The following is a 19,556-nucleotide window of genomic DNA, read 5'->3' as shown; positions in this document are numbered from 1 at the left end:
CCCGTCCCCGCGCTGACCTGCGCGGGGACGGATGCGACGGATTGGTACGGGGCTGGGATCAGCGAGTGCGCCGGGGGCCGGAAGGCCCGCCGGGTGGGCCAACGGGCGGTGTCCCGGTCGGTGGGATCGGCGGCTTGCCCTGGATTCGACGCGCGAGGACGCTTTCGCCGGCTGCGGGGACCGGTGCGTCGGGGGCGGGGCAGTATCGGGCCCAGGCATCGACGAACTGGTTGCGGGCGTACGCCTTGGCCTGCCTGCCATTCTCGAAGCGGTGGTTGGCCGGGCTGACGCCGAAGTCCCTCAGCAGGTTGGCCAGGTGATAAGCGTTCAGGCCCTTGGTGCCGTACTCGGCCCACGGTGCCTCGGGGTCCTGGACGAGAGCGGCGAGCAGGTCGTGGCTGCGCATCGCCCCGGTGTCGCCCTGCTGCTCGAAAACGCGGCGGATGTCCCGGAGCAATCGGGTCTTCAGCGTCGTCTGCTCGTCCTGCACGACCTCGTTGCGCGTCATCGCCAGGCAGGCGGCACGGGCCCACGAGGGCCACTGCCTGCCGGCCAGCTCGGCGATGATCACCAGTGGTTCCCACGTATCGGCAGCGCGGTCCTCGACCGGCATCCGCGGAACCAGGCCCCCAGCGGTGCTTCGCAGCGGGGCCAGCCAGGCGGTCAGCCGGTCCCGGAGCGCGTTCAGCTCCGGAACGGAGTACCGCGAGCGGAACGGGGCGATGCGCTCGCCCGGCTTGCGCTTCTGCATGCGGAGCACGACGGCACGGTCCATGATCGTGTCCGGCAGGTCGCCGATCCCGGCGAGGGCTGCCATGGCGAAGGTGGGGAACGCGGTCGGCTTGTGCTCCGGGCCGGAGATTCGCCAGGCGGGGCGGTTGCGCTGATGTCCGGCGTTCAGCAGGCCGCGCAGGTCCTCCTTGTCGCCGGCCTTGGGGCCGAAGATGGTGTCGGCCTCGTCCACCAGCAGCGTCGGCGGGTTCTGGCCGATGACGCGGAAGACCACCGCCGGCGAGGTGTTCACGGTCATCATCGGCTGGTGCACGGTCTCGTGGAGCACGTCCAGGACGCGGGACTTGCCGCAGCCCTTGGTCGGCCCCACCACCGCCAGCCTTGGCGCGTGCTGGAGGGCGGGCTGGATGTGGGAGGCCGCCACCCACAGCGTGACCGCCGTCAGAGCTTCGTCGCTCGGCAGCACCACGTACCGGCCGATAGCTGCACGGAGGTCGTGCAGCAGGGCGGCGCCTTCGTCCGCCGTCTCGTCGCTCGCACCGGCGGGGTTCCCGGTCCCCGCACCGCCGTCGGCGACCACGGTCCCCGATGACACGTGGGGACCGTGGTCCTCACCACCGGCTCGGGGTGCTTCGCGCTCGTTGGGGACGCCGGGACCGGATTCGGGGACCGGCGGGCCGGAAGTCTCTGCCCGGTCCCCGATGTCCGGTTCGGCGGGACCTGACTCCAAGGCGCTGACCTGAGCATTCTCCGAGCTGGGAGAATTCCGGTTCCCGACCGGAACACCCGTCGATGCGGGGGACCGTGACTCGGTTCGGTCCCTGTCCCGGTCCCCGTTGCGCCGGGGGATGCCCTGGCCGGGGACTGCGGGGGTGGGCCAGACAACCTCGGATGCGTTCGTGGGGACAGGGGACGTAGGGTCCTCCATAGACGTTCCTCTCAGGTGCGGGACGGGACGGGCAAGGTCCCGCCCCGCACCGGTTCGTTCGTTCGTTCAGGGGTGGGCGACGTGCGGGGGAATCTCCGGCCCTCGGCGTTGGCGCGCTGGGGGCCGTTGCTGTGTCCGGGGCTGCCCGTGGCTTACGAGGCCAGGCCCCACTCCTCTCCGCCGTCGATCAGCGCGCGCTCGTAGCGCAGCAGTTCGGCCTCGGGGTAGAGCACCCGCTTGCCGACCTTGATGCCGCGCGGCCCCTTCTTGAGCTGGCGCCAGTAGCGGACGGTGCTCTCGGCGGTGCGGTAGCGCTCCGCGACTTCGGCGGTGGTCAGGTACTGCATGCTCTCCCATTCGACTAGGTGGCGATTCGGTGCGCATAAGACTTACCTCGCGATCGGCCGTTAGCCAAATCGGGAAGTCCATGTTTCAATTTGACTAACGCCGGGCATGATGGAGGTTCGATGGCAAGCGAGCAGTTTGAGGGCGGCGAGGTGCCGCTGCTCTACAGCGAAGGCAACGTGGCGAGCCGCGTGGCCCTGGAGCGTGAGGTCAGGGGGTGGAGCACGACCGAGCTGGCCGAGCGCGTGACCAGAGCCGGCGTGAAGATGAATCAGACGGCCGTGTGGCGCATCGAGAGTGGTTCACCCCGCCGCCGGATCAACCTCGATGAGGCCCTCGCCTTCTCCCGCGTCTTCGAGCTCCCCCTCGAAGAGCTGATGTCCCCGCCTCTCGAAGGGCTCGACATCGACAGCAGGCGGCTCGTCCAGGAAGCCGTCGAGGCGTTCTACGAAACCCGCGACGCCCGCGACCGCCTGCACCGCGCCGTGGTCGCCGTCGCCGACCACATCAAGTCCCACCCCGACAGCTCGCGGGCGATCCACGAGCAGTGCCTCCGCCTCATGGGCGACGAGCGGGACGCCCGCGTCCTCAGCGGCGACATCGAGAACGGGGGTCACTACTGACAACCAGCACAGAGGAGAAGCCACTTGGCGAACATCCAGAAGCGTCCCAACGGCAAATGGCGAGCCCGCTACCGCGACCTCGACGGCAAGGAGCACGCTCGTCACTTCGACCGGAAGCTCGACGCCCAGCGCTGGCTCGACGAGGTCACGACCAGCGTGGTCACCGGTCAGTACGTCGACCCGCGAGCCGGTCGCGTCACCTTCGAAAAATACGCCGAGAGGTGGCAGGGTTCGCTCATCGCGAGCGAGGCGGGTGAGCGCATCACGGACAACGCGCTCCGGCTCCACCTCGTACCCGCCCTCGGCGCCCGCTCACTGGCGGCGATGCGCCGCAACGATATACAGGTGCTCTTCAGGCACCTGTCCGATCAGCTTGGCCCCGGGAGCGTGCGGAACGTCTACGACGTCCTCGTGCGCGTCATGACGGCCGCCGTGGACGACAAGGTCATCGCCTCCAGCCCGTGCCGCCGGATCACCCTTCCGGTCATGCCGGACGAGGAGGTCACTCCGCCCACCGTCGCCCAGGTCGAGGCCATGGCGCGGGTGATGCCGCCGTACATCCGCGCTGCCGTCGTCACGCTCGCCGGATCGGGCCTGCGGATAGGGGAGCTGCTCGGCCTCAGGGTGGCGGATGTCGACTTCAAGGCGGGCAGTATCCGCGTGGAGCGACAGCGGCTCCAGTCGGGGAAGGTCGGTCCGCCGAAGACCGCCAAATCCCGGCGTACGGTCCCTGTCGGGGAGGTCGTCACCGATGCGCTCCTCGCGCATCTCGCCGCACGTCCGTCCCCGGAGTGGCTGTTCACGATGGAGGAGGGGGAGCCGCTCAACTACCGCCGCTGGAAGACCGAGTGGAACTGCGCCCGTAGGACGCTCCAGGCGGAGGAGGACGAGGCGGCCGAGCGCGAGGCGCGGAAGCCCGTCGGGCTGCCGCGCATGGTGACGCACGACCTGCGGCACTTCTACGCCTCCGCGCTCATCGCGGGCGGGGCGAGCGTCAAGCAGGTGCAGATGGTCCTCGGCCACGCGTCCGCCGTCATCACACTGCGGATCTACGCGCACCTGTGGCCGGGCGAAGAAGACCGCACCCGGTCCGTGATGGACGCCGTTCTCGGCGGCCTGCGGACCGGGTGCGGACCGGTAGGCGATATGACCAGCGAAAGCGCAGGTCAGACGGCCTAGCCGTGAATCAGGCCTTCTTGGTCTCCCAGAAGATCTTGTCGATCTGGGCGATCAGGTCGAGCGCCTTCTGGCCCGTGGCCGGGTCGTTCGAGCCCTTCGCGGCCGAGAGGGCCTTGAGGGTGTCGTTGACGAGCTGGTGCAGCTCCGGGTACTTCTCGAAGTGCGGGGCCTTGAAGTAGTCGCTCCAGAGGACCGAGACGTGGTGCTTGGCCAGTTCGGCGCGCTGCTCCTTGATGATGATGCAGCGCGTGCGGTAGTCGGCGTCCTCGTTGGCCTGGTACTTCTCCTGGACGGCCTTGACCGATTCGGCCTCGATCCTGGCCTGCGCCGGGTCGTAGACGCCGCAGGGCAGGTCGCAGTGGGCGCTGACCGTGACCTTGGGGGCAAACAGGCGGGAGAGCATGAAGCTGTCCTTCCTCGTGATCGTCTTCTCAGGTGGGACATTACTCCGTGAGGACCTGGTTTTCTCGGGCGCCCCCGGGGGCCTAGGCCAAAAGTCCGGGGTGAGACTAGGGGCCGGTCGGTCCCGAGGGCGGTGCCGGACGGGCACGGGAGTGGGAGGTTGGGCGATGTCGGAGGCGGAAGGGCGCGTGCGCATAGGGGAATCGAGGATTCCGCTCGGTGTCGCCGTGGTGCGGGGACCCTCGATGCTGCCCACGCTGCGTCACGGGGACCGCCTGCTCGTCCGTTACGGGGCGCGGGTCAGACCGGGTGATGTGGTGGTGCTGCGTCACCCGTTCCAGCAGGACCTGCTCATCGTGAAGCGGGCGGCGGAGCGCCGGGGCACGGGCTGGTGGGTGCTCGCCGACAACCCCTGGGCCGGGGGCGACAGCAACGACTACGGCGTCGTGCCGCGGGAACTCGTGCTCGGGCGGGTGCTCGGGCGGTACCGGCCGCGCAGGCCGGAGGGCGAGGACCGGCCTGTCGCGGCGACGGCGCGCGGCGTGGGAGTGAGCGGTCCGGAAGCGCGGGGCGCGGGAGCGGCCGGCGCGGAGGACCCCGGCCAGGGCGGCGCGGACCAGGAGGCCATGGGCCAGAACGCCGCGGGCCGGGACTCCGCCGTTCAGGGCTCCCCGGCTCAGGCTTCCTCGGCCGGGGGCTCCTCGGGGCGGCTCGCGACCGCCGTCTCCTTCGTGCGCTGGGGGCTCGGCTCGGTGCGTTCCGTTTCCGGATCGGCGGCGGCGCGGCGTTTGCGGGCGCGGTAGGCGGCGACGTTGGCGCGGGTCGCGCAGCGGTCGGAGCAGTAGCGGCGGGAGCGGTTGGTGGAGGTGTCCAGGTAGGCGTTGCGGCAGGGCTCGGCCTCGCAGATGCCGAGGCGGTCGACGCCGTACTCGGTGAGGTGGAAGGCGAGGCCCATCGCGGCGACGGCCGCGTACCCGGCGGTCGCGTTCGAGGGGTGCTCGGCGAGGTGCATGTGCCAGCGCGGGCGGCCCGAGGCGTCGAGGTACTCGTGGCCCGAGATCTGCGGCGAGACCGGGTATTCGAGGAGCAGCGAGTTGAGCAGGTGGACCGCCTCGTGCTCCTCGCCGCCGTCGGCAGCCTCGAAGATGGCGCGCAGCCGGGCGCGCACCCCCCGGAAGCGGGTCACGTCCGCCTCGCCCGCGCGCCGGGCCGCCTGCGTGTCCGCGCCGATGAGGCCGCGTACCGCGTCGACCGAGGTCAGCGTGTCCTTGCGGCGTCCCGGCTCTTCGGTGTTGACGAGACGTACGGCGTAGTCCGAGTAATAGGCCAGTTCCACTTGTTGTCCTTACAGGGGCGGACTAGGGTGCGCATGTCGACCGGCCGTAATGGTCGGACATGTGTAGAGGGTATTACTTCTCGTGCGGGTCCCGCACGGACGAGCTGGAGGCGGAGATGGGAACGGGCGGCGGTGGCACCGACTTCGGGGCCTGGCAGGAGAGCTGGGACCGTCAGCAGGAGTGGTACATGCCGGACCGTGAGGAGCGGTTCCGCGTCATGCTCGACATGACCGAGGCGCTCGTCGGCACCGCGCCGCGGGTCCTCGACCTCGCCTGCGGTACGGGAAGTATTACGGACCGCGTGCTGCGAAGGTTCCCCGAGGCCCGCTCGACGGCCGTCGACCGCGACCCGGCCCTGCTCGCGCTCGCGCGCGGCACCTTCGCCGGTGACGCGCGTGTCGACATCGTGGACGCGGACCTGACGGCGCCGGACTGGTACGCGGCGCTGCCGCACGCCACGTACGACGTCGTGCTCACCGCGACGGCGCTGCACTGGATGCCCACCGAGGCGCTGCGGACGCTGTACGGGCAGCTCGCGCCGCTCGTGCGGGAGGGTGGCGCCTTCATGAACGCCGACCACATGCCCGACCCCGCCACGCCCCGCATCAACGCCGCGGAGCGGGCGCTGCGGCACGCCGTGATGGACCGGGCGCGCGCCGCGGGGGCGCAGGACTGGGACGCGTGGTGGGCGGCGCTCGCCGAGGAACCGGCGCTCGCCGGGCCCGTCGCCGCGCGCATGAAGCTCTTCGGCGCGCACTCGGAGGGCGACACGCAGCCGCCCGCGTGGCACGCGGCGACCCTGCGCGAGGCGGGCTTCGCGGAGGCCCGCACGGTGTGGGCCTCGCCCTCCGACGCGCTGGTGCTCGGGCTGCGCTGAGCGCACGGCGGCGGGACCGTCGCCGGGGTGAGGGAGCGGGACCGGGCGGTACGGGGAACGGCGCCGTGGCGCATGGTCCGCCCGTACCCGCACCGCCGCCCCGAGCGCGCCCTGCCCCGCTCCGGACCGCGCCCCTGCCCGCGACACGCCCCGTCCGCGTGCCCGCGTCCGCCGTAGGCGACCCGGACCCGCGCCCCGTCCCGTCCCGCCGGACGGCCACCTCGCCGAACGCCACCTCGTCCCCCGTACCGCCTCCCGGCGCCCCCACCGCCTCCCGGCGCCCGTCGCCCCCTCACGACCCCGTCGGCCGCCTCACAGCACCTTCGAGAGGAAGGCGCGGGTGCGCTCGTGCTGGGGGTCGGTGAGGACCTGGCGGGGGTGGCCGGACTCGACGACGACGCCGCCGTCCATGAAGACGAGCGAGTCGCCGACCTCGCGGGCGAAGCCCATCTCGTGCGTCACGACGATCATCGTCATGCCGCTCTCGGCGAGGTCGCGCATGACGTCGAGGACGTCGCCGACCAGCTCGGGGTCGAGCGCCGAGGTCGGCTCGTCGAAGAGCATCAGCTTCGGCTCCATCGCGAGCGCGCGGGCGATCGCGACGCGCTGCTGCTGGCCGCCGGAGAGCTGCGCCGGGTAGCTGTCGGCCTTGTCCGCGAGGCCCACGCGCTCCAGGAGGGCGCGGGCCTGCTCGCGTGCCGCCGCCTTCGTGACGCCCTTGACCTGCGTGGGCGCCTCGATGATGTTCTCCAGCGCCGTCTTGTGCGGGAAGAGGTTGAAGCGCTGGAAGACCATGCCGATGTCGCGGCGGCGCAGCGCGACCTCGCTGTCCTTCAGCTCGTACAGCTTCTCGCCGCGCTGCCGGTAGCCGACGAGTTCGCCGTCGACGTACAGGCGTCCCGCGTTGATCTTCTCCAGGTGGTTGATGCAGCGCAGGAACGTGGACTTGCCGGAGCCCGAGGGGCCGATGAGGCAGAAGACCTCGCCCTGCCGGACGTCGAGGTCGATGCCCTTGAGGACCTCGACGGGGCCGAAGGACTTGTGGACGGCTTCGGCGCGGACCATGGGCACCTGCCCGCTGGTCGTCATCGCCGGGACGCGGTCGCTCATGCCATGCCTCCGTTCGGGCGGCCCACGGCCAGGACGGTCGCCCTGACCTTCTGCCAGGGGGTCGCGGGCAGGGCGCGGCTGGAGCCGCGCGCGTAGTACCTCTCGATGTAGAACTGCCCGACGCTCAGGACCGAGGTGAGGATCAGGTACCAGGCGGCGGCGAGGAAGAGCATCTCGACGGGCGCGCCGGAGACCTGGCCGATGTCCTGGGCCGCGCGCAGGAGTTCCGGGTACTGCACGGCGGCGACGAGCGAGGTCGTCTTGAGCATGTTGATGACCTCGTTGCCCGTGGGCGGCACGATGACGCGCATGGCCTGCGGGATCACGACGCGGCGCAGGGTCTTCGCGTGGCTCATGCCGAGCGCGTGCGCCGCCTCGGTCTGGCCCTCGTCGACCGCGAGCAGCCCGGCGCGGCAGATCTCCGCCATGTACGCGGCCTCGTTGAGGCCGAGGCCGAGCAGCGCGGTGAGCAGCGGGGTCATGAAGCTGGCCCAGTAGTCCTTGTAGACCGGGCCGAGGTTGATGTACTCGAAGACGAGGCCCAGGTTGAACCAGACCATGAGCTGCACCAGCACCGGGGTGCCGCGGAAGAACCAGATGTAGAACCAGGCGATCGACGAGGTCACCGGGTTCTTCGACAGCCGCATGACGGCGAGGATCACGCCGCCGACGATGCCGATGACCATCGCGACGACGGTCAGGAGCATGGTCTTGCCGAGGCCGCTCAGGATGCGGTCGTCGAAGAAGTAGTCGGGGACGGCGCCCCAGTTGATCTTGCCCTGCGAGAAGGCGTAGACCAGCGCGGCGAGGACGGCGAGGGAGAGGACCGCCGCGACCCAGCGGCCGTAGTGGCGCACGGGGACGGCGCGGATGGCCTCGGCGGTGTGCGGGGCGGTCTTCGTCACGGGGGCCGGTGCGGCGGCGTCGGCCGCCGGTTCGTCCGTGCTGGTGGGGGCGGCGTCTCGGGACCCGGACGCGCGGTCCGGTTCCGGGGGAGTGGTGGGGTCGTCGGGGGACACGCGTACTGCCTTCGCTCCGGGGGGTGGGGACGGGCGCGGGCGGCGGCCCGCGCGGGGGCCGGGGCGGCGGGGTCGCCCGTACGGGAACGGCACTCCGTTCCCGTACGGGGAATCCCGCGCCCCGTCAGGTCACTTGCCGGCGTTGACGGTGGCCTTGGTGACCTTGCCGTCCTCGACGCCCCACTTGGAGACGACCTTGTCGTACGCGCCGTTGGCGATGATCGCGTCCATCGCGGCCTTGATCGCGTCGCGCAGCTGGGTGTTCGACTTGGCGATCGCGATGCCGTACGGGGCGGCCTCGACCTGCTCGCCGACGAGCTCGAAGTCCTTGCCGCCGCCGGAGGTCTTGACGGCCCAGGCCGCGACGGGGAAGTCGGAGGAGCCCGCGTCGCCGCCACCGGCGCGCAGGCGGGTCTGGGCCTGCTGGTCGTTGTCGTACGCCTCGATGGCGATCTTCTTTCCGCCCGCGCACTTCTTCGACTCCGCCTTGGCGAGGTCGTGCGAGACGGTGCCGCGCTGGAGGACGACCTTCTTGCCGCACAGGTCGGACCAGGTCTTGATGCCCTGGGTCTTGTCCTTCGGGGTGTAGATCGAGACGCCGGCCGTGAAGTAGTCCACGAAGTCGACGCCCTCGCCGACCTTCTTGCCCGTGTCGCCGTCCACGCCGTTCTGGCGGTCCGCCGTGTCGGTCATCGCGGACATCGCCAGGTCGTAGCGCTTGGAGCGCAGACCGGTCAGGAGCGTGTCGAACGTGGCGTTCTGGAACTCGAACTTGACGCCCAGCTCCTTGCCGAGCGCGTCGGCGAGGTCGACGTCGATGCCGACGACCTTGCCGGACTTGTCCTTGTACTCGACGGGCGGGTACGCGATGTCCGAGCCGACCTTGATGACGCCCTTGTCGCGGATCTCCGCGGGGAGCTTGTCCTTGAGCGAGGACCCGGCGTCCTTCGAGGAACCGGCCGAAGCGGCCGGCTTGTCGTCGTCCTTCGTCTGGTCGCCGCAGGCGCCGAGGAGCAGGGCACCCGCGACCACGACAGCGGCGGCCGTCGCTGCGCGGGGCTTCACGGCGAACAGGCGACGCGGGGAATTGGCGGTCATGAGGGTCCCTCCGGCGGAAGTCTGGAAATGCCGACGGGGGTCACGGTGAACGCGTCTTCGAGTGTCGTGACCCAGTGCGATGCACGGCATCTTGCCATTCGGACAAGACCGCTCAGGGGGTCATCGATGTCAAAATCGGATAACGGGATCGGTCCGGGGGCTTGTGGACAGGTAACAAGTCGGGTGCGCGGAAGAGTTGAGGGCGCGTGGCGGCGGCACGGATTTTCGGCGCGGGCGGCGGCGCGGGGGCCGGTCCCGGGCGGGTATCCCGGGATGCGAGACGCTATGCCGGTTCTCGGCGGGCCCGCGACGCTTGACGCGCTGTGCGTGCCTTGCGCAATTCCTCACGTCTTGACCGCTCTTGGGTGGGCGCGGGGTGATGCGCGCGGGCCGGGAGAGGGCGCGCGGGGGAGGAGAGCGGGCGCGTGTGACCGGGCCCTCGTGCGAAAGGACTCGTGGGAGGCGGGCGCGATCCGGTAGAAAAGACGGCTACACCCCTCATCAGGGGCCCAGGACGCGTGTGCGGCGCGTCCGCGCGCACGTGCCCGTACCCGTGGCCTATTCCTTCGCGGAAGCGTTTCCCCTCCCGGAAGTGTTCCGCGGAAGCGTGGAAGTCGTGGTTCCCGACCGGGGACCCGGGCCGCCGGCGGGCAGCGCGGTGCCCGCCCGCCCTCCTCACCAGGGGGCGGACACCCTCAACTGACGATGTACGAACAAAGGGGTTCCTCCCATGTCAGCTCAAGCGGACCTTGCCGAAGCCACACCCGATACCGGCGCTTGTGCGGGCGTCGCCGGCACGGGCGACGGCTCCGCGCACCGCCCGGCCGGGGCGGACGCCGCGCAGGCGGACGCGGCCCAGCCGGACGCCGGTCTCCACCCCGCCTTCGCCCTCCACCGGGGCGGCAAGATGGAGATCGCGGCGACCGTCCCCGTGCGCGACCGCGACGACCTCTCCCTCGCCTACACGCCCGGCGTCGCCGAGGTGTGCACGGCCATCGCGGAACGCCCCGCGCTCGCCCACGAGTACACGTGGACCTCGAAGGTCGTCGCCGTCGTCACGGACGGCACGGCGGTCCTCGGGCTCGGCGACATCGGCCCGGCCGCCTCGATGCCGGTCATGGAGGGCAAGGCGATCCTCTTCAAGCAGTTCGGGGGCGTCGACGCGGTGCCGCTCGCGCTGGACACGACCGACACGGATGAACTGGTCGAGACCGTGGTGCGGCTCGCGCCCTCCTTCGGCGGCATCAACCTGGAGGACATCTCCGCGCCGCGCTGCTTCGAGATCGAGCGGCGGCTCAAGGAGCGCCTCGACATCCCCGTCTTCCACGACGACCAGCACGGCACCGCCGTCGTGACCCTGGCCGCGCTGCGCAACGCCGCGAAGCTGACGGGGCGGGAGATCGGTGAGCTGCGCGCCGTCATCTCGGGCGCGGGCGCGGCGGGCGCGGCCATCGCGAAGTTCCTGCTCGCGGCGGGCATCGGCGACGTCGCCGTGTGCGACCGCAAGGGCGTGCTGAGCACCGGCCGCGCCGACCTCACGCCGGTCAAGCGGGAGATCGCCGAGCTGACCAACCTGGCGGGCCTGAGCGGTTCGCTGGAGGACGCGCTGAACGGCGCCGACGTCTTCATCGGGGTCTCGGGCGGCACCGTGCCCGAGGCGGCGGTCGCGACGATGGCGAAGGACTCCTTCGTCTTCGCGATGGCCAACCCGAACCCGGAGATCCACCCGGACGTCGCGCACAAGTACGCCGCCGTCGTCGCGACCGGGCGCAGCGACTACCCGAACCAGATCAACAACGTGCTCGCCTTCCCGGGCATCTTCGCCGGCGCGCTCCGCGTGCGGGCCTCGGACATCACCGAGCGCATGAAGATCGCCGCGGCCGAGGCGCTCGCCGACGTGGTCGGCGCGGAACTCGCCGCCGACTACGTCATCCCCTCGCCCTTCGACGAGCGCGTCGCCCCCGCGGTGACCGAAGCGGTCGCCCGCGCGGCCCGGGAGGACGGGGTCGCACGGCGGTGACGTGAGCCGCGCGACGCGTGCGCGCGAGCGGCGAGGGGCCCTTACGGGTGCGGGTGTGGCCGCGCCGGTACGGGCCCCTCGCCGCTCGCGCACGGGCCGTGGGCGGAGCGCGCCGTCCCTCGCCCCGCCTCAGGCCGGTGACCGCCCTGCGCCCGGTTCCCGCGAGGGCGGGTTTCCCGCGACGCGGGCCGGGCGGTGGGCGGTGCCGGCGGTACGGGGGCAGGGTGGCCGGGCGGCGCGGACGGGGCCGATCTCGGGGGCCCGGGGGGCCGTGGCGGAGCGGGATTCGTGCGCCGTACGTGCGGTGTCCGCCGGTTCCGTACGTGCGGTGCCCGTCGGTTCCTCGCGGGCGTGCTGCGCGGCGCGGGGCGGCTGGCGGGCCTCCAGTGCCGCCAGGTGCAGTACCGCCTGCCAGAGAGGGGACCGGCCCAGCGGGCCCCAGGCGATGGTGGTCATTCAGCGGACGGCTCCCCGAGGACGGCCGCGATGCGGGCCGCCGCCCGCGCGAGGTGCTCGCGGGCCGCGTGGAGCTGGGAGGCCGTCACCCCGCCGTCGCGCGCCGCGTCCCTGATGTCGTCGCGGAAGCGGTCGAGCAGCCGCTCCAGTTCGCGGACCGGATCGCCGTCGGCGAGCGGCTCCGTGGCCCAGCGCGGCGGTACGGGCGCGGGGCCCTCGCCCGTCAGGCCGGTCTCCGCGTCGGCCGGGTCGTCCGCGAGGTGCTTCTCCAGGTCCGGGGACTCCTCGCGGGCCTTCTCCCCCCGCGCCTCCCACGGCGCGCGGCCACCGCCCCAGGCCCCCCAGGGTTCACCGCCCTGCCCCTGGCCGAAGCCGCCCTCGCGCCCGAAGCGGCCGAACTCGCGCGTCAGCTCGCTCAGGCCCTCGCGCAGCCCGGTGGGCCAGTCGCCCCGGCTGAAGTGCTCCTGCATCTGCTGCTGGACCTGGCGGGCCATGTGCTGGAAGTGCTCCTGCGCCTCCTTGGCCTGCGCCTTCGCCTTCGCCTGCGCGTCGCGCGCCTGGCGGCGTGCCCGCTGCGCGTCCTCGCGGGCGCGGCGGCTCTCGTCGCGCGCCTGGCGCGCCTGTTCGCGCCACTCCTGCTTCGCGCGGCGCAGCTCCTCCTTCGCCGCGCGCCACGCCTCGCGCTCGCCCTCGCCGCGCCCCGCGCCCGTACCGCCCGCCGCGTCGGAGCGGCCCGTCTCGGCGCGCACCTCGCGGCGCAGCTCGCCGGCCGCGTCCCGTACGTCGTCGCGGATCTCGGCGGCCAGCTCGGCGAGCGACTCGCGGATCTCCAGCTCCAGTTCGGCCAGCTCACCGCCGCGTGCGGCCAGTTCCGCGCGCCCTGCCCCGGTGATGGCGTACACCTTCCTGCCGCCCTCGGTCGTGTGCGTGACGAGGCCCTCGGACTCCAGCTTGGCGAGGCGCGGGTAGACCGTGCCGGCCGAGGGCGCGTACAGCCCCTCGAAGCGTTCCTGGAGAAGGCGGATGACCTCGTAGCCGTGGCGCGGGGCCTCGGCGAGGAGTTTGAGCAGGTACAGCCGCAGGCGGCCGTGGGCGAAGACGGGGGCCATCTCAGAGCACCTTCCTGTCGGGCCGCTCGGGCTGGTCGGGCCGCTCGGGCTGATCGGTGGGAGCCGGGGGGCCGGGCTCCTCGGGGGGTTCGGTCTCCTCCGCGCGGGGCGGCCTGCGCAGGAGCGCGAGGGAGCCGGAGACCGTCGTGGCCCTGAGCCTGCCATGCCCGGACCCGAGCCTTCCGGTCACCTTCTTGCTGCCCCACGCGCCGCTGACGCGCAGGTCCTCGAAGGCGTTGGAGACCGAACCGCTCGCCGTGTCCGCCTCGACCGTCGCGTCCCCCGGGTGCGGGAGGCGGATCGCGACCTGTCCGGAGACGCTCGTGAGCCGGATGTCGGCGGGCGTCTCGCCGGGGGCCAGGTCGAGGATGATGTCGCCGCTCACCGAATCGGCCCGTACGGAGGGGCCCGTGCCGTCGACGAGGGTGAGGGTGCCCGTGACGGACGCGAAGCGGAGTGGGCCGCTCGTCGCCTGGGCCTCGAAGGCGCCCGAGACCGTCTCGGCCTCGACCGCGCCGCTCAGGCGCGTCAGCGTGGCGCCGCCCGAGACGCTGTGCACGAGGAGCGGCGCGTCGAGCCCGGAGACCGTGACCCCCGCGCCCGCCACGTGCACTTCCACGGGCGTGTCGGCGGGCACGACGAGCGAGACCACCGCGTGCCGCTCGCGCACCCGCGAGGAGAGCCACTTGAGCGGGCCGCGCCACGGCACGTCCGGGTACTCGACCGTCAGCACCCCGTCCGCGCTGCTCACGTCGAGCGCAGGCCCGTCCACCTCCCCGACCTGGAGGTCGATCCCGGCGCCCGGGCCCGGGCGCCCGACCACGTTGACCTCGCCGCCCATGAGCCCGACGCGCACGGTCCGCACCGGGTCCTCGATCCTCAGTTTCCGCGCTTCCGCCACGGACCACTCGGCCATGCCGAACCTCCCCGTTCTCCCTCGTACGTGTGTCACTCGTACGTGTCTCGCGCGGTGCGCGTGGTGCGTGCGGGCGCGGCGTACCGGCAGCACGCGAGGGGCGCCTCGCGTCATATCGCGTTCTCTTGCCGACACGATATATCGCGGATCGTCGGCGTCAAGTGCGGGGGCCGGGGAAGCCGAAGCGGGGACCCGGAGACGAGGGGCCGGGGCGGGAGCCACGGAAGGACGCCGAAGGCGGGCCGCGCGGGGAGGAGCGTCCTAGCGTGGATGCATGGCCAATCCCCCGGGCGGCCCCCGCCCCACGCCGCACGCCGCCGTCCCCTCCGCCGCGACGGACGCCGAGCGGGCGGCCGGAGCGCTCCTGCTGTGCCGGGCGGAGCCGGACGAGGCGGCGCGTGCCGCGCGGCTGCTGCGCAGGCCGCTCGTGCTCTGCCCGGCCGGTGAGGCGGGGCCGGACGGTGAGGCGCGGTGGAGTGCCCTCGTGCCGGAGGACAAGCCGTGGCTGCACGGCGGCGAGCCGGTCGACCGGGTCCTCACCGGCTGGGCGACGGCCCTCGCGGTCGGTGCCTCCTGGCCCGTCCTCGCGCTGTGGTGGGACCACGAGCGGGCCGGTCTCGTGCTCTGCTCCGGCTTCCGGCGCCCGGTCGGCTACGAGTGGGCGGGGGACGGGACGCCGCTCGGCGAGGACGAGGCGATGCGCACCTTCGTGCTCCGCCTCGGTCTCGACCCCGTGCTCGACCTCCAGGAACTCGGGCCGCTGAGCCGGGAGGACCCGGAGAGCGACGCGCGCGCCCGGCTGCGCGGCGTGCTCGCGGTGCTCGCGCGCGCCGGACTGCGCCTGCCCGCGGGGCTGGTGCCGGGCGAGCCCGCCGACCGCCTGCGCTCGGTCGCCGCCGTCGTACCGGGCAACCGCCTCCTGTCCTGGTCGGGCTGGCGCGACGCGGTACGGGACGAGATCGACGCGGTCGAGCACGGTGCTCTGGGCCCGTGGCTGCGCGGCCCGGGGGCGCGGCTCCTGGCGGGCGCGCAGTGCGCGGTGGGGCTGCCGCTGCTCGCGTACGGGCTGCGGCGCCGCGACCACGGCTGGTGCTGCGCGGGCACGCTGCTGGTCGCCCACGGCCTCTCCGCGCTCGCCTACGACCGGATGCGGGCGGCACGGGGGTGGGGGAGGGGGTGAGGCGCCCCCCCCACGCTGGGGACGGGCCCGGGGCGGGGACGGGGCTTCCACGCGGGGACGCGTCCGGGACGAGCCCGGGCTTTCACGCTGAGGCGGGCCGCGCCTCTGGGTTCCCGGGGGCGTGGGCGCCGCGCCTGACGCGGGGTTCGCGGCCAGGAGCGGCCCGCGTCGTCAGACCCAGCTCACGCGCACGGGCACGACTCGCACGGTCAGCCGCAGCCCACGCCCTCAGTCGCAACCGCAGCCCACGCCGTCAGCCGCAGCCCTTCCTCGTCGGACCTGGCCCTCGCCGTCAGTCCTCGTCCTCGTCGTCGAGGCGGGCGAGCCAGGTCGCCAGGCGCTCGACGGGGACCTCGAAGTCCGGGTTGAGGTCGACGAAGACGCGGAACTGCTCGGCCAGCCATTCGAAGCTCACCTCTTCCTCGCCGCGCCGCCGTTCCAGTTCCTCGATACCGCGGTCGGTGAAGTACATGTCGCGTGCTCCGTCTGATGGGGCCGGTGGCTGAAGGGGCAGGGGTGGCGGGCGGGGGCCCGGGGGGTCCGAGGCACAGGATAGGCGGGCCGGGTGTCCCGTTTCCTCCTCGCCCCCGCCCCGCGCACGGGCTAATCTGCTCTGCCCGCGCGCCACGACCGAACGGCGGCCCATCGGCCCCCGCCAGGCACGCGGGAGGAGAACGGGGGACACACCATGGGGGACGCGGTGAACGGCGGCGGGGAAGGGCAGCCGGCGTGGAAGATCCTGGAGGATCTGACGAAGGCGGCCACGGTCCGCATCCACGTTCCCCGAGCCGGGTATAGCCCCCTCGACACCGTCCAGGAGGCAGGGCTGTTTCTCGGCAGCGGCTTTCTCGCCGCGCCGCAGTGGGTCCTGACCTGCGCGCATGTCCTCTTCGACGGGGCGGCGCTGCGTCCGGTCGGGAAGGGGGAGCGGGTGATCGTCTGCCAGGTGGGCCCCAGCGGTCTCCCCTTCGCACTCGAAGGCGAGGTCGCCGCCGTGCTCCCCGAGCACGGCCCCGCGACCGGCCCCTGGCCCGCCCCCGACCTCGCTCTCGTCCGGCTGCGCCGACCCGCCCCGTACACGTGCGCCTATCTCTCCGACCGCCCCGCGGGCACCCAGCTCGACGGCAACGGGCTCTACCAGGTCGGCTGGATCGACAACGGCGGGCGGCTGACCCTGCGCGGCGGCGCCGTCACCGTCGCGGGAACCCTCGGCGGGCCCGGGGAGCCCGAGCAGCTCCTCCTGAAGGGGGAGGGGTTCATCGCGGGCTCCTCCGGCGGACCGGTCGTCGACCTGCGGCGCGGCGAGGTCGTCGCCGTCGTCAAGTCCCGGCTGCGCGACGGCGGCAGCGGCTCCGCCGTCGACATCGCCTGCCTGCGCTCCCTCGCGGTGCCGGGGCTGACGGCCGAGCGGGCCACCCCGCCCTTCGGCACGATGCTCCCCGACGGGCCGTGGTGGGAAGGCGCGGCCACGGGACGCGCCGGGACGGACCTCGCGGCGCCCGTCCCCGCGACGGTCCTGCCCGAGCCCCGCGCCGAGGACGACGCCGCGCCCGGCCCCGTGCCGCGGCCGCCGGAGCCCGAGGAGGATCTCTACCAGGTCCTGTACCGCGACCACGACCGCTACCACGCCTCCCAGCTCGCGGGCGGCGCGCCCACCTGGACCGACGCCCAGCGCGCGCTGTGGGGCCCCGGGACCCGTCCGGGCCCCCTCGACCGCACCCGCCTCTACGGCCTTTTCGCCGAACTCCCGCACCCCGTCGCGCCCGCCGCACTCGCGACGCTCCTGCGCGGCCTGCCCCTCGACCTCTACGGGGCCGACCGCCCGCACCCGCCGCGCGCCTGGCGCGACGGCTTCGGTGTGCTGCGCGACCGGGCGGGCGGCGTGCGGGACCCGTACACGCTCGCGCTGCGCTACGTCCTCGCGGTGCTGCACGCGGCGACCCCGGCCGGGGCGGCGGCCCCGCTCCACGCCGCCGCCCACTCCACCGCCGCGCTCCCGCCCGCCGAGGAGCCGTCCGCCACCGGGGCCCGGGAGGCCGAGCACGCCCTGCGGAAGCTGCGCGACTGGGCCGCCGACGCCGCCGACGAACTGCCCCCCGGGGTCCGCGCCGTCTACCACACCGAACTCGCCGACTGGTGGCGCGCCCACGAACGCCCCGCCGCCGTGCTGCCGCGCCCGCGCCGTCGCGCCGCGCGCCGCGCCGTCGTGCTCCGCGTCGACGCCCTCGGCTGGCAGCCCGGTCACGTCACGTGGGGCCTCGCCGTCGAGGAGGGCGAGCCGGGCGGCCCCGAACCGCTCACCGAGTCCGTCCACGAGAGCGCCGACGCCGTCCCGTTGCGCGCCCTGCCCACCGCGCTCGCCGGACCCCTCGCCGACGCCTTCCGGCGCTGCGACGAGCCGGCAGCCCCCGCCGTGCTCCACGTCGCGCTGCCCCACGACCTGCTCGGCCTGGAGGTCGACACGTGGCCCGACCCCTCCGGCGGCGGCCCGCTCGGCGCCGTACGGCCCGTCGTCGTGCGGTGCGCGAGCCGCGAGCAGTTCGGCCCGGAGGCCGAGGTCGACCCCGTGCGCTGGGCGGCGCTGCACCCGCGCGGCCCCGACGCGGAGGGCGTGCACGGCAGCGTCCTCGACTGCGCGGGCGGCGCGCCGCGCCCCCTCGCCGACGACCTCGTCACGCACCCCGCCGAGATCCCGGTCCTGTGCCAGTACCGGGGTGCCGCGCACCCCGTCACGGGCGACGCGCTGCCCCGCCTGGTGCGGGCCGGGTACGGGGTCGCGCTCTGGCGGCGCCGGGGGGAGTTCTCGCGCACGTACGGGATGGTCCCGGGGTACGCGTACGACGGGAACTGCTCCGGCTTCCACACCCGGGTAGGACAGGAGGTGCGCGCGGCGCACAGCGCGGCGTACCTGCCCTACGCGCTGCACGACTGGCGACGCGCGGCCGAGCACGGGCAGGGCTGGTCCGAGGGCGTGGTGCTGATGTACGACCCACCGCGCGCCGCCCCCGCGCTGCTTGCTCCCCCGTGAAAGACCTGACGCGGCGTCGGGCCGCTCGCTACCGTGTGGCCCGTGCCCCGTACGGCCCGAGCGCCCGTAGCCAGGGCCCCCGGTGGGCCCGACGACGAGACGAGACGACCGAGCGACGCCGCAGACCAGTGACGAGGGAGCCGATCATGAGTGAGGCCGCAGTGTCCGAGGAACCCGGTCCCGTCGCCGGGGAGTGGCTGGTCTACCGGGGCGCCGGGGAACCCCACGACGGCATAGACCGGCTCCCCGCCCCGCCGCCGTGGCGCGACTTCCGGCACCGCGCGAGCCAGACACCGGGCGGCGCCGAGACCCGCAGGCTCGGCGCGCACCGCGCCCAGGCGGTCTCGCTGCGGCCGGGCGCCGAGGAACTGGAAGTGATCAACGCCGCGCTCTACCTGCGCCGCCCCCTCCTCGTCACGGGCGGCCCCGGCGTCGGCAAGAGTTCCCTCGCGCACTCCGTGGCCGACGAACTGCGCCTCGGCGACGTCCTGCGCTGGCCCATCGTCAGCCGCACCTCGCTCCAGGACGGGCTCTACCACTACGACGCGATAGCGCGTCTCCAGGACGTGCAGATCGCCGCGCACGACCCGGGGGCCGGGGCCGGGGGGCCCGGCGCCCCCGAGCGCATCGGCGACTACATCAGGCTCGGCCCGCTCGGCACCGCGCTGCTCCCCTCCGCGCGCCCCCGCGTCCTCCTCGTCGACGAGCTGGACAAGAGCGACATAGACCTCCCCAACGACCTGCTCAACATCCTGGAGGAGGGCGAGTTCGTCATCCCCGAACTCCAGCGGCTCGCCGACCGGCTCCCCGGCAACGAGGCCGAGGTCCTCACCTCGGACGGCCGCAAGGTGCGGGTCAAGGACGGCAGGATCGCCTGCACGCACTTCCCCTTCGTCGTGCTCACGAGCAACGAGGAACGCGACTTCCCCGCACCGCTCCTGCGCCGCTGCATCCACCTGGAGCTGGGCCGTCCCGACCACGAACGCCTCGCCAACTTCGTCCGCGCCCACCTCGGCCGCGAGCGCGAGCGCGACGCGGAGGACCTCATCACGCGCTTCCTGGAGCGTTCGCACACCGAACTCCTCGCCGCCGACCAGCTCCTCAACGCCATCCACCTCACCGGCGCGGCCCCCGGACTCGACCGCGACCGCCTCGCCGAGCTCCTCATCCAGCGACTCGACCGCCCGAGGTGACCCC

The 19,556-nt window shown here is 73.4% G+C and carries 18 protein-coding genes and 1 pseudogene; 8 read left to right on the top strand and 11 right to left on the bottom strand.

The window, feature by feature from the left end; genetic code table 11:
• Window positions 1–58: 58 nt before the first annotated feature.
• Window positions 59–1,312 carry a DUF3631 domain-containing protein gene (locus tag IF99_RS0104655; RefSeq protein WP_030995036.1) on the bottom strand — a complete coding sequence of 418 codons (1,254 nt, stop codon included), beginning with the start codon at window positions 1,310–1,312 and terminating at the stop codon, window positions 59–61.
• 500 nt (window positions 1,313–1,812) lie between these two features.
• Entirely contained in the window at window positions 1,813–2,007 is a 195-nt protein-coding gene (locus tag IF99_RS0104650; RefSeq protein WP_030995035.1) for a helix-turn-helix transcriptional regulator, read from the bottom strand.
• Window positions 2,008–2,127: 120 nt separating this feature from the next.
• Here IF99_RS0104650 and IF99_RS0104645 point away from each other — a divergent pair, with 120 nt between their 5' ends.
• Both IF99_RS0104645 and IF99_RS0104640 read left to right on the top strand, forming a co-directional pair.
• A complete protein-coding gene (locus IF99_RS0104645; protein ID WP_030995034.1) occupies window positions 2,128–2,628 on the top strand; it encodes a helix-turn-helix transcriptional regulator in 501 nt (166 codons plus the stop codon).
• A gap of 24 nt (window positions 2,629–2,652) precedes the next feature.
• Window positions 2,653–3,807 carry a tyrosine-type recombinase/integrase gene (locus IF99_RS0104640; protein ID WP_030995033.1) on the top strand — a complete coding sequence of 385 codons (1,155 nt, stop codon included), beginning with the start codon at window positions 2,653–2,655 and terminating at the stop codon, window positions 3,805–3,807.
• Between the two features lie 7 nt (window positions 3,808–3,814).
• Here IF99_RS0104640 and sodN read toward each other — a convergent pair whose 3' ends face one another.
• The gene (gene sodN, locus IF99_RS0104635) at window positions 3,815–4,210 is read right to left on the bottom strand and encodes a superoxide dismutase, Ni (RefSeq protein WP_008745663.1); all 396 of its coding nucleotides are present in this window, start codon (window positions 4,208–4,210) and stop codon (window positions 3,815–3,817) included.
• A gap of 151 nt (window positions 4,211–4,361) precedes the next feature.
• Between sodN and sodX the strand changes: the two are divergent.
• Window positions 4,362–4,736: pseudogene (gene sodX, locus IF99_RS34675) on the top strand (nickel-type superoxide dismutase maturation protease); the annotation flags it as partial.
• 149 nt (window positions 4,737–4,885) lie between these two features.
• Here sodX and IF99_RS0104630 read toward each other — a convergent pair.
• Entirely contained in the window at window positions 4,886–5,545 is a 660-nt protein-coding gene (locus IF99_RS0104630; protein ID WP_030995032.1) for a CGNR zinc finger domain-containing protein, read from the bottom strand.
• A 116-nt stretch (window positions 5,546–5,661) separates the two neighbouring features.
• On the opposite strand from IF99_RS0104630, the gene IF99_RS0104625 reads away from it, so the two are divergent.
• Entirely contained in the window at window positions 5,662–6,423 is a 762-nt protein-coding gene (locus IF99_RS0104625; protein WP_030995031.1) for a class I SAM-dependent methyltransferase, read from the top strand.
• A gap of 312 nt (window positions 6,424–6,735) precedes the next feature.
• Here IF99_RS0104625 and IF99_RS0104620 read toward each other — a convergent pair whose 3' ends face one another.
• From IF99_RS0104620 to IF99_RS0104610, 3 genes are all read right to left on the bottom strand, one after another.
• Window positions 6,736–7,533 (bottom strand): amino acid ABC transporter ATP-binding protein, encoded by a 798-nt coding sequence (locus tag IF99_RS0104620; RefSeq protein WP_324604360.1) that lies wholly within the window; start codon window positions 7,531–7,533, stop codon window positions 6,736–6,738.
• Window positions 7,530–8,438, bottom strand: coding sequence for an amino acid ABC transporter permease (locus IF99_RS0104615; protein ID WP_030995029.1), 909 nt, complete (start codon window positions 8,436–8,438; stop codon window positions 7,530–7,532). Before IF99_RS0104615 ends, IF99_RS0104620 begins: the two co-directional genes overlap by 4 nt.
• 243 nt (window positions 8,439–8,681) lie before the next feature.
• A complete protein-coding gene (locus IF99_RS0104610; RefSeq protein WP_030995028.1) occupies window positions 8,682–9,650 on the bottom strand; it encodes an ABC transporter substrate-binding protein in 969 nt (322 codons plus the stop codon).
• A 730-nt stretch (window positions 9,651–10,380) separates the two neighbouring features.
• On the opposite strand from IF99_RS0104610, the gene IF99_RS0104605 reads away from it, so the two are divergent.
• Window positions 10,381–11,670 (top strand): NAD(P)-dependent malic enzyme, encoded by a 1,290-nt coding sequence (locus IF99_RS0104605; RefSeq protein ID WP_030995027.1) that lies wholly within the window; start codon window positions 10,381–10,383, stop codon window positions 11,668–11,670.
• Between the two features lie 129 nt (window positions 11,671–11,799).
• Here the strand turns inward: IF99_RS0104605 and IF99_RS0104600 are convergent, their stop codons facing one another.
• The 3 genes from IF99_RS0104600 to IF99_RS0104590 are packed head-to-tail and all read right to left on the bottom strand — an operon-like array spanning window position 11,800 to window position 14,151.
• On the bottom strand, window positions 11,800–12,126 hold the full coding sequence (locus tag IF99_RS0104600) for a hypothetical protein (protein ID WP_030995026.1): 327 nt from the start codon (window positions 12,124–12,126) through the stop codon (window positions 11,800–11,802).
• A complete protein-coding gene (locus tag IF99_RS0104595; protein ID WP_030995025.1) occupies window positions 12,123–13,235 on the bottom strand; it encodes a PadR family transcriptional regulator in 1,113 nt (370 codons plus the stop codon). The genes IF99_RS0104600 and IF99_RS0104595 overlap by 4 nt, the downstream gene beginning before the upstream one ends.
• A gap of 1 nt (window position 13,236) precedes the next feature.
• Window positions 13,237–14,151 (bottom strand): DUF4097 family beta strand repeat-containing protein, encoded by a 915-nt coding sequence (locus tag IF99_RS0104590; protein ID WP_030995024.1) that lies wholly within the window; start codon window positions 14,149–14,151, stop codon window positions 13,237–13,239.
• 274 nt (window positions 14,152–14,425) lie between these two features.
• On the opposite strand from IF99_RS0104590, the gene IF99_RS0104585 reads away from it, so the two are divergent.
• Window positions 14,426–15,331, top strand: a complete 906-nt coding sequence (locus IF99_RS0104585) for a hypothetical protein (protein ID WP_030995023.1) — start codon at window positions 14,426–14,428, stop codon at window positions 15,329–15,331.
• Window positions 15,332–15,623: 292 nt separating this feature from the next.
• Here the strand turns inward: IF99_RS0104585 and IF99_RS0104580 are convergent, their stop codons facing one another.
• Window positions 15,624–15,803, bottom strand: coding sequence for a DUF6104 family protein (locus IF99_RS0104580; protein WP_007822171.1), 180 nt, complete (start codon window positions 15,801–15,803; stop codon window positions 15,624–15,626).
• Between the two features lie 216 nt (window positions 15,804–16,019).
• Between IF99_RS0104580 and IF99_RS35400 the strand changes: the two genes are divergently transcribed.
• Entirely contained in the window at window positions 16,020–18,359 is a 2,340-nt protein-coding gene (locus IF99_RS35400) for a trypsin-like peptidase domain-containing protein (protein ID WP_051703369.1), read from the top strand.
• A gap of 146 nt (window positions 18,360–18,505) precedes the next feature.
• Window positions 18,506–19,552, top strand: a complete 1,047-nt coding sequence (locus tag IF99_RS0104570; RefSeq protein ID WP_051703368.1) for an AAA family ATPase — start codon at window positions 18,506–18,508, stop codon at window positions 19,550–19,552.
• The last annotated feature ends 4 nt before the right edge of the window (window positions 19,553–19,556 follow it).

The organism is Streptomyces sp. NRRL F-5630 (assembly GCF_000719475.1).
GTDB lineage: Bacteria > Actinomycetota > Actinomycetes > Streptomycetales > Streptomycetaceae > Streptomyces.
This window is presented reverse-complemented; position numbering and strand designations above follow the sequence as displayed.

What these genes read in the sequence shown, in the direction of transcription:
- IF99_RS0104650 (WP_030995035.1), bottom strand. Translation starts at nt 2,007, where the DNA reads ATGCAGTACCTGACCACCGCCGAAGTCGCGGAGCGCTACCGCACCGCC.
- IF99_RS0104645 (WP_030995034.1), top strand. Translation starts at nt 2,128, where the DNA reads ATGGCAAGCGAGCAGTTTGAGGGCGGCGAGGTGCCGCTGCTCTACAGC.
- sodN (WP_008745663.1), bottom strand. Translation starts at nt 4,210, where the DNA reads ATGCTCTCCCGCCTGTTTGCCCCCAAGGTCACGGTCAGCGCCCACTGC.
- IF99_RS0104625 (WP_030995031.1), top strand. Translation starts at nt 5,662, where the DNA reads ATGGGAACGGGCGGCGGTGGCACCGACTTCGGGGCCTGGCAGGAGAGC.
- IF99_RS0104620 (WP_324604360.1), bottom strand. Translation starts at nt 7,533, where the DNA reads ATGAGCGACCGCGTCCCGGCGATGACGACCAGCGGGCAGGTGCCCATG.
- IF99_RS0104610 (WP_030995028.1), bottom strand. Translation starts at nt 9,650, where the DNA reads ATGACCGCCAATTCCCCGCGTCGCCTGTTCGCCGTGAAGCCCCGCGCA.
- IF99_RS0104605 (WP_030995027.1), top strand. Translation starts at nt 10,381, where the DNA reads ATGTCAGCTCAAGCGGACCTTGCCGAAGCCACACCCGATACCGGCGCT.
- IF99_RS0104600 (WP_030995026.1), bottom strand. Translation starts at nt 12,126, where the DNA reads ATGACCACCATCGCCTGGGGCCCGCTGGGCCGGTCCCCTCTCTGGCAG.
- IF99_RS0104595 (WP_030995025.1), bottom strand. Translation starts at nt 13,235, where the DNA reads ATGGCCCCCGTCTTCGCCCACGGCCGCCTGCGGCTGTACCTGCTCAAA.
- IF99_RS0104590 (WP_030995024.1), bottom strand. Translation starts at nt 14,151, where the DNA reads ATGGCCGAGTGGTCCGTGGCGGAAGCGCGGAAACTGAGGATCGAGGAC.
- IF99_RS0104585 (WP_030995023.1), top strand. Translation starts at nt 14,426, where the DNA reads ATGGCCAATCCCCCGGGCGGCCCCCGCCCCACGCCGCACGCCGCCGTC.
- IF99_RS0104580 (WP_007822171.1), bottom strand. Translation starts at nt 15,803, where the DNA reads ATGTACTTCACCGACCGCGGTATCGAGGAACTGGAACGGCGGCGCGGC.
- IF99_RS35400 (WP_051703369.1), top strand. Translation starts at nt 16,020, where the DNA reads ATGGGGGACGCGGTGAACGGCGGCGGGGAAGGGCAGCCGGCGTGGAAG.
- IF99_RS0104570 (WP_051703368.1), top strand. Translation starts at nt 18,506, where the DNA reads ATGAGTGAGGCCGCAGTGTCCGAGGAACCCGGTCCCGTCGCCGGGGAG.